Source organism: Paraburkholderia solisilvae (assembly GCF_902859875.1).
Taxonomy (GTDB): Bacteria; Pseudomonadota; Gammaproteobacteria; order Burkholderiales; family Burkholderiaceae; genus Paraburkholderia; species Paraburkholderia solisilvae.
This window is the reverse complement of the sequence record NZ_CADIKF010000012.1, coordinates 1-13,110: the sequence shown is the minus strand read 5'-3', so window position 1 is coordinate 13,110 and position 13,110 is coordinate 1. Positions and strand designations below refer to the sequence as shown.

Annotated in this window: 14 protein-coding genes and 1 pseudogene; 10 read left to right on the top strand and 5 right to left on the bottom strand. The window is 62.1% G+C overall.

Translation table 11 applies throughout. The features are described 5' to 3' along the window. Positions 1-4 precede the first annotated feature (4 nt). From HV675_RS09715 to HV675_RS09695, 5 genes and pseudogenes are all read left to right on the top strand, one after another. Positions 5-853: an ABC transporter permease subunit gene (locus HV675_RS09715; protein WP_377700708.1), complete on the top strand. Its 849-nt coding sequence runs from the start codon at positions 5-7 to the stop codon at positions 851-853. Positions 854-1,184: 331 nt separating this feature from the next. Further along, positions 1,185-1,799 (top strand): LysE family translocator, encoded by a 615-nt coding sequence (locus HV675_RS09710; protein WP_175110683.1) that lies wholly within the window; start codon positions 1,185-1,187, stop codon positions 1,797-1,799. 191 nt (positions 1,800-1,990) lie between these two features. Then, positions 1,991-2,482 carry a hypothetical protein gene (locus HV675_RS09705; protein ID WP_175110682.1) on the top strand — a complete coding sequence of 164 codons (492 nt, stop codon included), beginning with the start codon at positions 1,991-1,993 and terminating at the stop codon, positions 2,480-2,482. 193 nt (positions 2,483-2,675) lie between these two features. Then, the gene (locus HV675_RS09700; RefSeq protein WP_175110681.1) at positions 2,676-3,116 is read left to right on the top strand and encodes a universal stress protein; all 441 of its coding nucleotides are present in this window, start codon (positions 2,676-2,678) and stop codon (positions 3,114-3,116) included. Between the two features lie 481 nt (positions 3,117-3,597). Beyond that, positions 3,598-4,671 (top strand): annotated as a pseudogene (locus HV675_RS09695) (branched-chain amino acid ABC transporter substrate-binding protein); the annotation flags it as partial. Positions 4,672-4,863: 192 nt separating this feature from the next. Here the strand turns inward: HV675_RS09695 and HV675_RS09690 are convergent. Further along, positions 4,864-5,385 carry a DUF6496 domain-containing protein gene (locus tag HV675_RS09690; protein WP_175110679.1) on the bottom strand — a complete coding sequence of 174 codons (522 nt, stop codon included), beginning with the start codon at positions 5,383-5,385 and terminating at the stop codon, positions 4,864-4,866. Between the two features lie 281 nt (positions 5,386-5,666). On the opposite strand from HV675_RS09690, the gene HV675_RS09685 reads away from it, so the two are divergent. Then, positions 5,667-5,918, top strand: coding sequence for a hypothetical protein (locus HV675_RS09685; protein WP_175110678.1), 252 nt, complete (start codon positions 5,667-5,669; stop codon positions 5,916-5,918). 197 nt (positions 5,919-6,115) lie between these two features. Here the strand turns inward: HV675_RS09685 and HV675_RS09680 are convergent, their stop codons facing one another. Further along, complete coding sequence (locus tag HV675_RS09680) at positions 6,116-6,811, bottom strand: 3-oxoacid CoA-transferase subunit B (RefSeq protein WP_175110677.1); 696 nt, start codon at positions 6,809-6,811, stop codon at positions 6,116-6,118. A 16-nt stretch (positions 6,812-6,827) separates the two neighbouring features. Then, positions 6,828-7,532 carry a 3-oxoacid CoA-transferase subunit A gene (locus HV675_RS09675; protein WP_175110676.1) on the bottom strand — a complete coding sequence of 235 codons (705 nt, stop codon included), beginning with the start codon at positions 7,530-7,532 and terminating at the stop codon, positions 6,828-6,830. 841 nt (positions 7,533-8,373) lie between these two features. Between HV675_RS09675 and HV675_RS09670 the strand changes: the two genes are divergently transcribed. Together HV675_RS09670 and folE are read left to right on the top strand one after the other, a co-directional pair. After that, positions 8,374-8,760 (top strand): hypothetical protein, encoded by a 387-nt coding sequence (locus HV675_RS09670; RefSeq protein WP_175110675.1) that lies wholly within the window; start codon positions 8,374-8,376, stop codon positions 8,758-8,760. Between the two features lie 340 nt (positions 8,761-9,100). Then, positions 9,101-9,760: a GTP cyclohydrolase I FolE gene (gene folE / locus HV675_RS09665; protein WP_175110674.1), complete on the top strand. Its 660-nt coding sequence runs from the start codon at positions 9,101-9,103 to the stop codon at positions 9,758-9,760. Between the two features lie 100 nt (positions 9,761-9,860). Here the strand turns inward: folE and epsC are convergent, their stop codons facing one another. Beyond that, positions 9,861-10,802 (bottom strand): serine O-acetyltransferase EpsC, encoded by a 942-nt coding sequence (gene epsC / locus HV675_RS09660; protein WP_175110673.1) that lies wholly within the window; start codon positions 10,800-10,802, stop codon positions 9,861-9,863. 190 nt (positions 10,803-10,992) lie between these two features. Continuing rightward, positions 10,993-11,226 (bottom strand): hypothetical protein, encoded by a 234-nt coding sequence (locus HV675_RS09655; protein WP_175110672.1) that lies wholly within the window; start codon positions 11,224-11,226, stop codon positions 10,993-10,995. A gap of 484 nt (positions 11,227-11,710) precedes the next feature. Between HV675_RS09655 and HV675_RS09650 the strand changes: the two genes are divergently transcribed. Both HV675_RS09650 and HV675_RS09645 read left to right on the top strand, forming a co-directional pair. Then, positions 11,711-12,076, top strand: a complete 366-nt coding sequence (locus tag HV675_RS09650) for a DUF3005 domain-containing protein (protein ID WP_246270170.1) — start codon at positions 11,711-11,713, stop codon at positions 12,074-12,076. A 121-nt stretch (positions 12,077-12,197) separates the two neighbouring features. Next, complete coding sequence (locus HV675_RS09645) at positions 12,198-12,803, top strand: short chain dehydrogenase (RefSeq protein WP_175110670.1); 606 nt, start codon at positions 12,198-12,200, stop codon at positions 12,801-12,803. Positions 12,804-13,110 lie beyond the last annotated feature (307 nt).

Sequence of the window (13,110 nt, the reverse complement as noted above, 5' to 3'; positions counted from 1 at the left end):
CGCACTGATGGCGGTTCAAACCGACGGTGACGTGGCGACGGCAGTTGCCGCGCCTGCTAAAGGAAGCCGCCATCAACGCCTGCCGCGCATCGACACCGCACATGCCGCGACGCTCATCACCGTCTTCGCACTTTTCGCCGGATGGTGGCTCGCCAGCCACCTGCAATGGGTGCCGCCCGTATTGCTGCCACCGCCCGAAACGGTCATCAGCAAACTTGGGCAACTCGCCACCGAAGGCTTCGATGATGCGACGCTCGGCCAGCATCTGTTCGCAAGCCTGTCGCGCATTGCGCTCGCCTTCGCGCTCGCACTGGTCACGGCGATTCCAGCGGGCCTGATCATCGCGACGAACCGCATTGCGCACGGTGTGCTCGATCCCATCATCGAGTTCTATCGCCCTATTCCGCCGCTCGCTTATCTGCCGCTGATGGTGATCTGGTTCGGCATCGGCGAATCGTCGAAAGTGTTGCTGATCTATCTGACGATCTTCGCGCCGCTCACCATCGCAACGGCGGCCGGCGCGCGCCGCGTCGCAAGGAGCCGTCTGCTCGCAGCCGCGTCGCTCGGTGCGACGCGCTACAAGTTGCTGCGATATGTCGTGCTGCCGAGTGCGTTGCCCGACATTCTGACCGGTCTGCGTATCGCGCTCGGCGTCGGCTGGTCGACGCTCGTCGCGGCCGAACTGATCGCCGCAACGCGTGGCCTCGGGTTTATGGTGTATTCGGCATCGCGCTTTCTTGTCACTGATGTCGTGATTGCCGGCATTCTCGTGATCGGGGCCATTGCGCTGATACTCGAGCTTGGGTTGCGGTGGCTGCAGCGCAAGCTGACGCCGTGGCATGCACAGCACTGAGCCGCGCCGCGCTCCGCGCCACTAGCTTGTGTCCCACTGCGGACGGCTATCTCGCGCTCGCGATGATGCCGCTCGCGCAACTGGCGAGCGTGCTGCCGGTTGCCTTCGCTCCATGCTTAAGAAGCACCACGTCCAGCCGGCAGTTCCGCCCACATCGCATCAGCGACGTTCTCTCGGCAGCCGCGGCTTGTCGCATAGCCAGCAGACCCACGCCGTTTGCACGACTCCTGTACCGGATTTCATCTCATCATCTGTATAGGTACTGTACTGGCCGACCCCGATAAACTGAGATCGATTCTTTCAATTCCGTCAGTCACTATCGGAGACGCTCATGTCCATCGAGCCTCTGGGCGCGCTGCCCGCCGGCATCCTGTTCGCGCTCGTCACCAGCATCACGCCCGGCCCCAATAACACGATGCTGCTCGCATCCGGCGTGAACTTCGGCTTCAAACGCACCGTGCCGCATATTTTCGGCATCAGCGCAGGCGTCGTTCTGCTGATGCTGTCGGTCGGGTTCGGGCTGGGCGCAATCTTTCAACGGGTGCCGCTGCTTTACACCGTGCTCGAGACGGCGAGCGTGCTCTATCTACTGTATCTCGCGTGGAAAATCGGCACCTCGGCAGAAGTGCGCGTGCGCGACGGCGAGCGCCGCCCGATGCGCTTTCATGAAGCGCTGATATTTCAATGGATCAACCCGAAGGCATGGATGATGGTGCTGACCGCGGCAACCACAATTCATCTGAGCGCCGACTTCAATATCAACGCTTCGATTATGGCGGCGGTGTTCTATGTGATCGGCTTGCCGTGCATCTGCTTATGGGCTGCATTCGGCACCGCGGTCCGGCGCTGGCTGACCAGGCCGGGCTGGCTGCGCGCGTTCAACATCACAATGGCATTGCTGCTCGTCCTGTCGCTGTATCCGGTCGCTCTGCATCTGCTCGCGTAACAGCAGTCGATCCGGCGCGATAACCGATAACGTACGCAAACACACCGCTGCGCGGCGAACCATCGTTCGTTCGCGCTCATCTGCCCTCACGAATGGATGCGCACGCGATTCAGCCGTGCTAGTGTAGCTTCTGTGCCGCGTCGCAACGGCGCGTTACGCTCCCCTGTATCGCATTCCGTGTTTGGCAAGCCATGCTAGGTCTACGACATCATCCTTCGCCGCACGACACCGTCACGGTGTTGCTACGGCGCCTGAGCCGCCAGCATCATCTTGCGGAAAATCAGGGACTCTTCCTCGCACGCATCGCGAATCATGAACTTCCCGCCGCGTCGGCGCCGTCCGATCGCGTGCGCGCCGCACGGGCAACCGTCGAACTGGTCGACCGTCTCGACGAGCAACCGCAGCTCACCGAGTCCGATAAGGAAATCCTGAAGTTCTGGCTGCTCGCGCACACGGCGCTCGAGCTTCGCGAAACGATGCACGCGTTCGGTGTAGTCGGCCGCGATGCGGCCACCCGGATCACCGCGGCCGCGCTACTGCTGCCGAACTATCTGGTGGAACTCGCCTATTCCGAAAACAGCAATCTGCAGCGCGCCGGTCTGATCGCCACGCGCGACACGTCCGGCACGCTGTTCGAAGTCGTTCAGCTAAGTGAAAGGCTGGTCGCTCGCGTCCAGCACTGACCGCACGATGCATCCGCATTGTTAGCGCACCGCGCCCGCTACGGCGCCGTCTCTGTTTGCGTTTCAATTCGCCGTCTCGCCGATCGTTTCTTACTCGTCCCCTCCAGAAATATGATTACGACGGAATAAAGTCGTGTCACCGGACGTCTCAGAGAGTGTCGATCCCCGATTGAGAGTCGCGATGAGATATGTGATGGCTGTCTATGATGGTTCCGAGCATTCGTACAGCGGCGTTGTACTGGCCGCGCAACTCGCGTTGCGAAACGGCGTGAGGCTTCATGTGCTGTCCGTCGTGCCGCTTCCGATAGTCGGACTCGACATCGCGACCGACCTGGCGATCGCCGCCAACGTGGATTCGCGCGGGCATCTGCTCGAGGCATTGCAAGCCGATCTCGCTTCGCGCGGCCAGTACGCACAGATGGCGTTGAAGATCGGCAACCCGGTTGACGAGATCGTTCGATACGCAACCGAATTCAACGTCGGGCAGATCGTGATCGGCCTCACGTTCAAATCGTGGTTCGATCGCTGGACAACGCGACTGATGCTGCGTCGCCTGATCCGCCTTGCTCCCTGCACGATCACTGTCGTCAAGGAAGAGGTCGCGCCGCGCGGCCGTCTCGCGCTCGTGTCGTAGGCGAGCCGGTTTCTATCCGCATGACGGCGCTCCCGCAATAGTTTGCATCCCTATTGAATTTCAATCCAACGGGCGCATCCACGATGTAATGCAACCGGATGCGATGGGCTGCGCAGCGTGCTCCTAAACGGTGCATCCGGCGCAATTGCTCTTTCCCACGTCGAACGGCCATTCACTCCGGTTGCCTGTACCACGCCCCTCTGACTGTCTGCATTGCTTCGTATCGCTACAACAACACGCGTGCGCACATTAAAAAGATAGGCTTGCGGAATAAGCGTGCCGATCAAGCGTCCTGAGTAGGGCAGACGTCAACCGATCGTGCGATGCACGTCGCGACATGTCCGCGCCGCTGCCGCTGTACAGACGGCAGCGGTTTCACAGGCAGTCTTTATTCACCTCATTAGCCGGAAAAAGACAAATGAACTCAAATTATTCCAAGGTTTCCACGGCCATTGTGATTGCGTTCGCGATGAGCGGTGTCGCTCATGCGGACGAGACGGTCAAGATCGGCGAGGTCGCGCCGACGACGGGCCAGATCGCGCACCTGGGCAAGGACATCGAAAACGGCGCACGCCTCGCGGTGGAGGAAATTAACGCGAAGGGGCTCACGATCAATGGCCAGAAGGTCACGCTGGTGCTCGACGCGCAGGACGACGCGGCCGACCCGCGTACCGCCACGCAGGTTGCGCAGAAGCTCGTCGACGACAAGGTCGTCGCGGTGGTGGGCCACCTGAACTCCGGTACGTCGATTCCGGCTTCGAAGATCTATAGCGATGCGGGCATCGTGCAGATCTCGCCGGCCTCGTCGAATCCGGCCTACACGCAGCAGGGCTTCAAGACGACGTACCGCGTCGTTGCGACCGACGCGCAGCAAGGTCCAGCGCTCGCGACCTACGCGGCGAAAAGCCTGAAAATGAAACGCGTCGCGATCGTCGACGATTCGACCGCTTACGGCCAGGGTCTCGCGAACGAATTCGAAAAGACCGCGAAATCGGTCGGGATGAACGTGATGTCGCACGATGCGACCAACGACAAGGCGGTCGACTTCCGCGCGATCCTGACGAAGATCAAGGGTGAAAACCCGGACGCGATCATGTACGGCGGCATGGACGCGACGATGGGGCCATTCGCGAAGCAGGCGAAGCAGCTCGGCCTGCGCGCGAAAGTGCTCGGCGGCGACGGTGCATGCAGCGAAAAGCTGGCGGATCTGGCCGGCGACGCGACCGACAACATCGTGTGCTCGGATATCGGCATGGCGCTCCAGAAGATGCCGGGCGGCAAGGCGTTCCAGGCGAAGTACGAGAAGCGCTTCGGCGAGCCGGTCCAGATCTACGCGCCGTTCGCATATGACGCGGTGTTTATCGCCATCGACGCGATGAAGCGTGCGAACTCGACCGATCCGGCGAAGATTCTCGCCGCAATGCCGGGCACCGACTACAAAGGCGTGATCGGTGAAACCACGTTCGACTCGAAGGGCGACCTCAAGCACGGCGTGATCTCGCTGTACGACTACAAGGCCGGCAAGCGGACGCTGATCGACGTGATGCAGATGTAAGCGCGACGGCATGCTGCGTCGCGGGTCGCGCCCGGTGATTTGCCGGGCGCGATATCCACGATGATCATCCGGGCGGCACGCTGCAAACGGTGTGCTGCCCGGCGGCACTTTCATTTCGCGCGCCGCGACGAAGCCGTGCCGTATGTATGCGCCAAGCGGCGGCCCGGCCGTCACAAGCTTGCGCCGCTTCGCTCAGTGGTGCGCATGCGCCGCGCGCGTGTGAGCGGCCTTCTTCGCCGCAGCCGAGCGGGCGGCCGCACCCTTCGTCGCTGACGCCTTCTTCGCAGCGGCGGAACGGCTCGCCGCAGTGCGTTGGCCGGCTGCGGTTTTCGTCTGTTTCGACAATGCGGCGCTCGATGCGCCGCGGCTGCTCTCGCGCTTGAGCACCGACGTCGTCACGCGCGAGCGCTTCGACTTCGATTCCGTGCTCGCACTGCGCTTCGCAGTGGATTTTTTGCCCGCCGCCGTATCCTGCTGCGCTTTCTTGCGCGTCGCCGCGCTCGTCTTGCCGGCTGCCGGCGGCTTCAGTGCAACGCCCGCGCGCCGCGCCTTCGACAGGCCGATCGCCACCGCCTGTTTTGCCGAACGCACGCCGTGCTTGCCTTCGCGCACATGCTCGATCTCTTCCTTCACAAACTCGCCGGCCTGCGTGCTCGGCGCCTTGCCCGCGCGTTTGTCGGCTTGAGCGCGGCTGAGTGTTTTCTTTTCAGGCATGACAGTCCTCCAAAGTGGCTGTTGGCCTGAATCTTCGAGCAACCTGCATGCCTCGCCACCGCGGTGTTCTGATGACGATGGCGCGCGCAAACCGACCGTCCCCGCAAGGCTTGCATGCGATGCGATGCCGCGCGAGCACGGCGAAAGCGGGAGTAACGCAAATCGCCTTGCACGTTGAGCGGGAGCAAGTGAGCACGAACGCGGATGCGTGACGCGCTGCGACGGCGTATGGTTATACGACGCGCTGCCCACTTTACCCGCGGCGCACCGGGAGATGCGTGATGAAGATATCGCCAGTCAGGGCAGGCGCCCATATCGAAGGAATCCACTGGATCGCGGAATACGCGGGAGATGTGCACGAGATCCGGATTCTGCGCGAAGGTCAGGAAGTGGATATTCACGACGCGCCGGCGACGTTGTTCGGCGACGAGGAAAACGCCGGATCGAAGAGCTGCGCCGATCATCGCGCGGCGGAAGCGGCTGTGCTCGCCTATTTGCGCCGCTTTGTCGCCGAACACGACGCCGAGGAATGATGGCCGCAGGCGCGGCGGCTTGATCTGTGTCGCCGCGTGGTGGCGTCCGAAGGGGCGCGAAGCGGATGCGTGCGATCGCGCTTTCGATGCATGCGTGCGTCGCGCCACGGCGCGCCGCGCCATGCGTTATACGTCCCCTCTTATACGTCTGGCCTTTGTACGTCAGCCTTTTTACGTCCCCGCTTTGCACATCCCTTTTACGCAGCGCGTGTCGATGCGTTGCCAGCCTGTGTATCCGCCCGAACACCGGCGCCCGTCGCGTCTTTCAGCGGTACGCCGGTCAGCTTCTGCAGCGTCGGGAAATCGATATCGGAGAAAATCTCGCGCACGACGAGCCCATCAGGCGTTACATCGATCACCGCCAGATCCGTATAGATCCGGTCGACACACCCGACACCCGTCACCGGATACGCGCATCGTTCGACGATCTTGCTCTCGCCCTGCTTGGTCAGGTGCTCCATCATCACGAACACCTGATTCGCGCCGATCGCCAGATCCATCGCGCCGCCAACCGCCGGGATCGCGTCGGGCGCCCCGGTATGCCAGTTCGCGAGATCCCCGCGCGCGGACACCTGGAACGCACCCAGCACGCAATAGTCGAGATGACCGCCGCGCATCATCGCAAACGAATCGGCGTGGTGGAAGAATGCACCGCCGGTCAGCAGCGTCACATGCTGTTTGCCGGCGTTGATCAGCTCGTCGTCTTCTTCGCCGGGCGCGGGCGCCGGCCCCATGCCGAGCAGACCGTTTTCGCTGTGCAGGAAGATTTCCTTGTCCGCCGCGAGGTGGTTCGCGACCAGCGTCGGCACGCCGATGCCGAGATTCACGTACGCGCCTTCGGGGATGTCCCGCGCGACGCGTTGCGCCATTTCATCGCGAGTGAGTCGTTTCATGACGGTGGTCTCCTCGTCAGGCAGCCGCCGCGGCGGAATTCGATGCGCGCCGGGCCGCTTGCGGCACAGCGATCACGCGTTGCACGAAAATGCCGGGCGTCACGATTTCTTCAGGATCGAGCGCACCGAGCGGCACAACCTCCGACACCTGCACGATCGCCGTCTGCGCGGCGCTCGCCATGATCGGACCGAAGTTGCGCGCGGTCTTTCGATAAATCAGATTGCCCCAGCGGTCGCCCTTGTACGCTTTGATCAGCGCGACATCGGCCGCAAGCGGCGCTTCGAGCACATAGCCCTTGCCGTCGATCACGCGCGTTTCCTTGCCTTTGGCGAGCTCAGTGCCGTAGCCGGTCGGCGTGAAGAAGCCGCCGATGCCCGCACCCGCCGCGCGGATGCGTTCCGCGAGATTGCCTTGCGGCACGAGTTCCAGTTCGATGTCGCCGGCCCGGTACAACGCATCGAACACATACGAATCGGTCTGACGCGGAAACGAGCAGATGATCTTCCGCACGCGCCGCGCCTTCAGCAGTGCGGCGAGGCCGATCTCACCATTGCCCGCGTTGTTGCTGACAATGGTCAGGTTGCGCGCGCCCTGGTCGATCAGCGCGTCAATCAGCTCGGACGGCATGCCGGCTGTACCGAAGCCACCGATCATGACGGTCGCGCCATCGTGCACATCGGCGACGGCCGACTGCAGTGAATCGAAAATCTTGTTGATCATGACAGGTTCCCATTGCGACGCTTGCGCCGCGCCGCCGTGCGACAAAGTGTCGTAGCAGTTGCGGGTGGGACGATCTTGACGTCCAGTGTGCCGGCCGATGGTGTTCAAGCTTAAGTTCACCGCCTGCCCCCGCTCGAGTCGTTGGCAGATGTTCGCTATACGAACATCGATTCGTTTAGCGAACTCCCGGCGATTATGTGAGCCGCCGGGACGGCTTGTCAAGGCTGAAGCCGGCGGCACCCAGTGCACACTTTCCCGGCAAGACGGCCACAACGCCAGTCATGTGCCGGCATCACAGGCAGTTTGCCGACATACAGGCTTCGGCTGCACCGCGATTTCATCGTGTCGCGCAGGCGCCGTCCGTTCGGGCACCACGTCACGGTTCGCGAAACAAGGAGAGAGAGAACGAGGCCCGCGCAGCAGCATGCATCGCCGCCAATAAGATAGTGATCCGAAAAAATTCAAGTTGGTCGGGCAACGGACGATAAAGGATTGTGACTGCCGTGCTAATACGCCAAGGCGCCGACCTGCTTAATTTCTTTAAAGACATCTAGCCGAAGAATGTATTGTTATTCATCGACACAGAAACATCGGAATATCAGCCATCCGGCATAAATATGACAACCGATTTCCACTATCTGCGAGGATGTTTGCTGGCAACTTCGCATTGACCCTCGACCGTTCCGACAACTTCGCTGCTAAACCGCCGTCTTTTTGATATAACTAGTGCCCAGCCGTATTTCACTTAGCTCGTTGGCCGTTCACATATCGGATTGCTTACTATCCGGCAAAAAAACGTAAGAACGCTGTCCGTTTGGGGCTGATTTATCCGGAATAGATTATGACGTACTCGTGTGCCGACTTTACTGCCGATGTCATGCAGTGTCTCGTTCATTCGCAGGCAATCCGCGCGACCGACATTCCCGACGACGATCCCGCCCGGTCGGCCGATATGGCGGTCGAAGCCATTGTCTCGATGCATCGCGCGAGCCTGTCGTCGCGCTTTGTCCGTGAGTTGCTTGACGAAGTGGACTCGCTCGACACAGTCGAGCGCCAGTACGGCAGCGGCGCACTCGCATTTCTTTTTTTTCTGCAGTCGGCCATTCTCAATGAGAGCCGCATCGCGGTGCAGGACGCGAGCGACGCGCGAGCCGTGGCGCTGGTGTCACACCTGCCGTCCGCCGAAGAATGGCTGAAGCACATTCGGATGGACCCGGCTCACGCATAGACGCCGCCCGTCGTTCGCAACCGATCCCCTGCACAGGGCCGCGCGGTACTCAGGCGCGGCACGTCCATCTCTCCTTACCCGGCGCCTGCGCATCACGCTCATCCGGACTCGACCGGGCACCGTCGAAGGGCAGTCGATGCCGCATGCATCGCCGGTCTGCCGCGTTCGTTACAATCGCAATACACTCGGCGTGTCGAATTCGGCACACAACCTGCGACGACGCGAAGGACCCGTCGGCAAAACCCACGGCACAATCATCAGATGACGAAACGAAGCGCACGCATTGTCGCCCTGCGCGATAACCGATAACGCAACTGACTTGCACGGGACCGGAGAAAGCATGACCACGAGCAGGAAAAAAACCAGGCCGGACGCACAAAAGCAGAAGCAACGCTTGGCCACCCCTTCCCGCCCGACGCGCGAAGAAGCCGAAGACGCCGTACGTGTGCTGTTGCGCTGGGCCGGCGACGATCCACGGCGCGAAGGCCTGATCGATACGCCGGCCCGCGTCGTGCGCGCGTACGAAGAGTTCTTCGCCGGCTATGAGGTCGATCCGCGCGACATTCTCGCGCGCACGTTTTCCGAAGTGGACGGATACGATGAAATGATCGTGCTGAAGGACATTCGCTTCGAGAGCTATTGCGAACACCATATGGTGCCGATCATCGGCCGCGCGCACGTTGCGTATTTGCCGGAGCATCGTGTGGTCGGCATCTCGAAGCTCGCGCGGCTCGTCGATGCATTCGCGAAACGCCTGCAGATTCAGGAGAAGATGACCGTGCAGATCGCTGACACGCTGAACGAAGTGTTGCAGCCGAAAGGCGTCGGCGTGATTCTCGAAGCGGCGCACCAGTGCATGTCGACGCGCGGCGTGCATAAGGCCGGCGCCGCGATGGTCACGTCGCGAATGCTCGGCACGTTCCGTACCGACCCTTCGACACGCCGCGAATTTCTGTCGATCGTCGGCGGTTCATCGTCGGTGATCGTCAAGAATACCTGAGCGTGCGCGGGGCCGATCGAGCCCCGCGCGTCAAGATCATCTGGTGCGGGTAGCACACCCGCAGCAACGCATCCGGCCATAGACAGCGCGACAGCGGGCACTAGCGCGCGCCGTCATCGCCGCTTCGTTCGCGGCTGCGTTCGCCTTCGCGCACCTTGCCCTGCGACACACTGCTGCCCGGCGGCACACTATGTGTCAGCCATACGTTGCCGCCGATCACCGAGCCCCGCCCGATCGTCACGCGTCCGAGTATCGTCGCGCCCGCATAGATCACGACGTCGTCTTCCACGATCGGGTGGCGCGCATTGCCCTTGATCAACGCACCGTCGATGTCCGCCGCGAAGCTCTTCGCACCGAGCGTCACCGCCTGATACACGCGCACATGCTTGCCGATGACCGCGGTCTCGCCGATCACGACGCCCGTGCCGTGGTCGATGAAGAAGCTCGAATCGATCTGCGCGCCCGGGTGAATATCGATACCCGTGGCCGAGTGCGCGATCTCATTGATGAAGCGTGCGAGCAGCGGCACGCCGAGGCGATGCAGCGCATGCCCTAGACGGTGATGCGTCATCGCCCACACGCCCGGATAGCACAACAGGATCTCGGTGATGTGCTGTGCCGCCGGATCGCCGGTGTAAGCCGCCTGGATATCGCTGACGAGCAACGCGCGAATCGCGGGCAATTGCGTGCCGAACTCACGTGCGACTTCGAACGCGCGTGCGCTGAGATCCGCATCCGGCGTTTCCGCGTACTCGGGCAAAAAGCGCAGCGCGCGGCGAATCTGTTCGGCAAGCAGCCGCAATGTGCTTTCGAGCGTGTGTCCGACGTAGTAGTCGACGGTTTCGTCGGTCAGATCGGGCGCGCCCCAGTGGGTTGGAAAGAGCGCGGCACGCAGACCCGCGACGATATTGATCACCGCTTCGCGCGACGGCAATTCGCGAATGCCGCGCGGATGGCGTGTGCGGTGCAGCTGTTCGCGTGAGGCGCGCAGATCGGCGACGATCTGTTCGAGACCCCACTGATTCGACGAAACGTTTGACATGGCGAGGACAGCCGCCGTGCGGCAGGCAGGACAAGAGTGAATTGTCCCCAGAGATTACCGCGTTTTGCTTCGACCCGCGTGGTGCGGGCTCGCGTGGCGCGGACTCGCGCTCGTCGGCGCACAAGCGGCCGTTGCGCGAGGCATGACTACGTGCAGCGGCAATTGCGTAGGCCAGCGCGCGTCGCAGCGGTCAGATCGTCATGCTGCTCGCGTCGATCCAGCGTACGGCCCAATCGCGCGCATGCGCGATCGCGGCGGCTTCGTCGGTAAAGCGGAGATCGGTAGGGAAGAATCGGTTAGCGACCAGCTCGCCGTCGCTCGATCGCGATACGACGACATACGCCTGCCACGTTCCGTCGCCCGCGCGTGCCGGCGAGCAGTTCAACAGATAGCCACGATGAGTGAATGCAGCATCGACATGCATGAGTCATCAGCTCCTGACTGCCTCATTGATGGTTGGCGAAAGTGCATTGCCGTACTACCACATCGGCCATTCCGGTGGCGCAACAACGGTTAGGATTATTACTAACCGCCAACGCCTGGTCGAATGTCGATCATACTCTGTAGAAAATTCGCGTCCAATTAAAAAACACAGAAAAATGCCGGTCGCGTTTAGACGATGCTTTAGGCCATGCTCGTCAATCGCGTCCGCCGGTTCGGTTCCTCTCGCCGGAACGCGTCTTGCTGAACTGCTGACGAGGCCGTGATGAACGCGACGTTGGTGCATGCATGCGACTGGACGCATGCATCGACATTGCGCATCGACACCGCTCGCGGGGCCGCTCATGCAGTCCCGTCATGCAGCCCATTCGTAAGGAGGAACGCCGATGAACGTCGCTCAAACCGACAAGCGCGCAGCAACCGATCAATCCGCGCAGACGCCCGACGGCTCGATATTGAGCACGGAGATGCACAACGATCGCTCGCACGACAGCACGGTCGACACCGACGGCAAGAATCGCGAGGCCGCGCGCCTCGCCGGTCACGGCGCAATCGGGCCGGACGAGGTGACGACCAGCAATGCGACGCTCGACAACAGTCTGCCCGAAGCCGAGGACGGTCTTGCAGGCTTCGACAGCCGGCTCGGCGGCAACCATCTGCTGCTCGCGTTGGAGCCCGGCTGCACGGTCGTGGAGAAGGGCATGATGGCGCCAGACGAACGCGAACATCCGATGCAAACGTCGCGCGCCGACCCGCAGTTACGCGGGCGCGTGCACTTTGCGCTCAATCATCGGCGGCCGGCGCGCATCTTCGAGTTGCAGCGAAACAAATAACGAGCAGGGTTCGCGCCGCATCGCGTATCGTGCGCCAGGCGGATGTGCGCGACGTGCTTGTCTGCGCGCACCAGGCCGGTGACAATCGGCTCCACCACCATTATTCGTGGAGGAGCCGGGTATGAAGAAAATCGTCGTGATCGGCGCGACCGGTACGCTGGGCCGGGCCGTCGTACATGAACTGATGGCGCGCCATCAGGTGATCGAAGTCGGTGCGACGCGCGGCGCACATCGCGTCGACAGCAACGATCCTGCCAGTCTCGAACAACTCTTCGGCCAGCTCGGCCCCATCGACGGCGTCGTGACGACGACCGGCAAAGTCTACTTCGGCCCGCTGCCGGAAATGACGATCGACCAGTTTCGCAAGGGTCTCGACGACAAGTTGATGGGCCAGGTCAACGTGGTATTCACCGCGCTGCGCCATGTGAACGACGGTGGCTCTTTTACGCTCACAAGCGGCATTCTTGCCGACGAACCGATACGCGAAGGCGTCAGCGCAACGACCGTCAATCTTGCGCTGGAGGGTTTCGTGCGTAGCGCGGCGATCGAGCTGCCGCGCGGCATCCGCATCAATATCGTGAGTCCGACGGTGCTGAGCGAAGCCATGGAGCATTACGCGCCGTACTTCCGCGGCTTCGAACCGGTCAGCGCGCAACGTGCCGCGCTCGCGTATCTACGCAGTGTGGAAGGTGCGCAAACGGGGCGTGTTTATCGCGTTGGCTTCTGATCGATACGTGAGGCGCCAACACGGTCTGAACGAAGCAGCAAAAAATGCTGCGCGCGTGAATTGGCCATCACGCGCGCAGCGGCATAACGGATCATGGCGTTCGCGGTGTCATGCGCGCGGCGATGTAGCGGACCGTGTAGTTCGCGGTTAGTGAATCTCAGGCTCGCCGTTCGTCGTCGCGTCGCCCGCGCCATCGCGTTGCAGGAAATCGAAATCGCAGCCCTTGTCGGCCTGCATCACGTGAATCTGGTGCATCGCGCCGTAGCCGCGCGTGAAGCGCGGCGCCGGTGCGACCCATTGCGCCTTG

Excerpts from the sequence above, each read along its gene's own strand:
- epsC (WP_175110673.1), bottom strand. The coding sequence starts at position 10,802 with ATGTCAAACGTTTCGTCGAATCAGTGGGGTCTCGAACAGATCGTCGCC.
- HV675_RS09675 (WP_175110676.1), bottom strand. The coding sequence starts at position 7,532 with ATGATCAACAAGATTTTCGATTCACTGCAGTCGGCCGTCGCCGATGTG.
- HV675_RS09650 (WP_246270170.1), top strand. The coding sequence starts at position 11,711 with ATGCACAACGATCGCTCGCACGACAGCACGGTCGACACCGACGGCAAG.
- HV675_RS09680 (WP_175110677.1), bottom strand. The coding sequence starts at position 6,811 with ATGAAACGACTCACTCGCGATGAAATGGCGCAACGCGTCGCGCGGGAC.
- HV675_RS09690 (WP_175110679.1), bottom strand. The coding sequence starts at position 5,385 with ATGCCTGAAAAGAAAACACTCAGCCGCGCTCAAGCCGACAAACGCGCG.
- folE (WP_175110674.1), top strand. The coding sequence starts at position 9,101 with ATGACCACGAGCAGGAAAAAAACCAGGCCGGACGCACAAAAGCAGAAG.
- HV675_RS09670 (WP_175110675.1), top strand. The coding sequence starts at position 8,374 with ATGACGTACTCGTGTGCCGACTTTACTGCCGATGTCATGCAGTGTCTC.
- HV675_RS09685 (WP_175110678.1), top strand. The coding sequence starts at position 5,667 with ATGAAGATATCGCCAGTCAGGGCAGGCGCCCATATCGAAGGAATCCAC.
- HV675_RS09645 (WP_175110670.1), top strand. The coding sequence starts at position 12,198 with ATGAAGAAAATCGTCGTGATCGGCGCGACCGGTACGCTGGGCCGGGCC.
- HV675_RS09700 (WP_175110681.1), top strand. The coding sequence starts at position 2,676 with ATGGCTGTCTATGATGGTTCCGAGCATTCGTACAGCGGCGTTGTACTG.
- HV675_RS09710 (WP_175110683.1), top strand. The coding sequence starts at position 1,185 with ATGTCCATCGAGCCTCTGGGCGCGCTGCCCGCCGGCATCCTGTTCGCG.
- HV675_RS09705 (WP_175110682.1), top strand. The coding sequence starts at position 1,991 with ATGCTAGGTCTACGACATCATCCTTCGCCGCACGACACCGTCACGGTG.
- HV675_RS09655 (WP_175110672.1), bottom strand. The coding sequence starts at position 11,226 with ATGCATGTCGATGCTGCATTCACTCATCGTGGCTATCTGTTGAACTGC.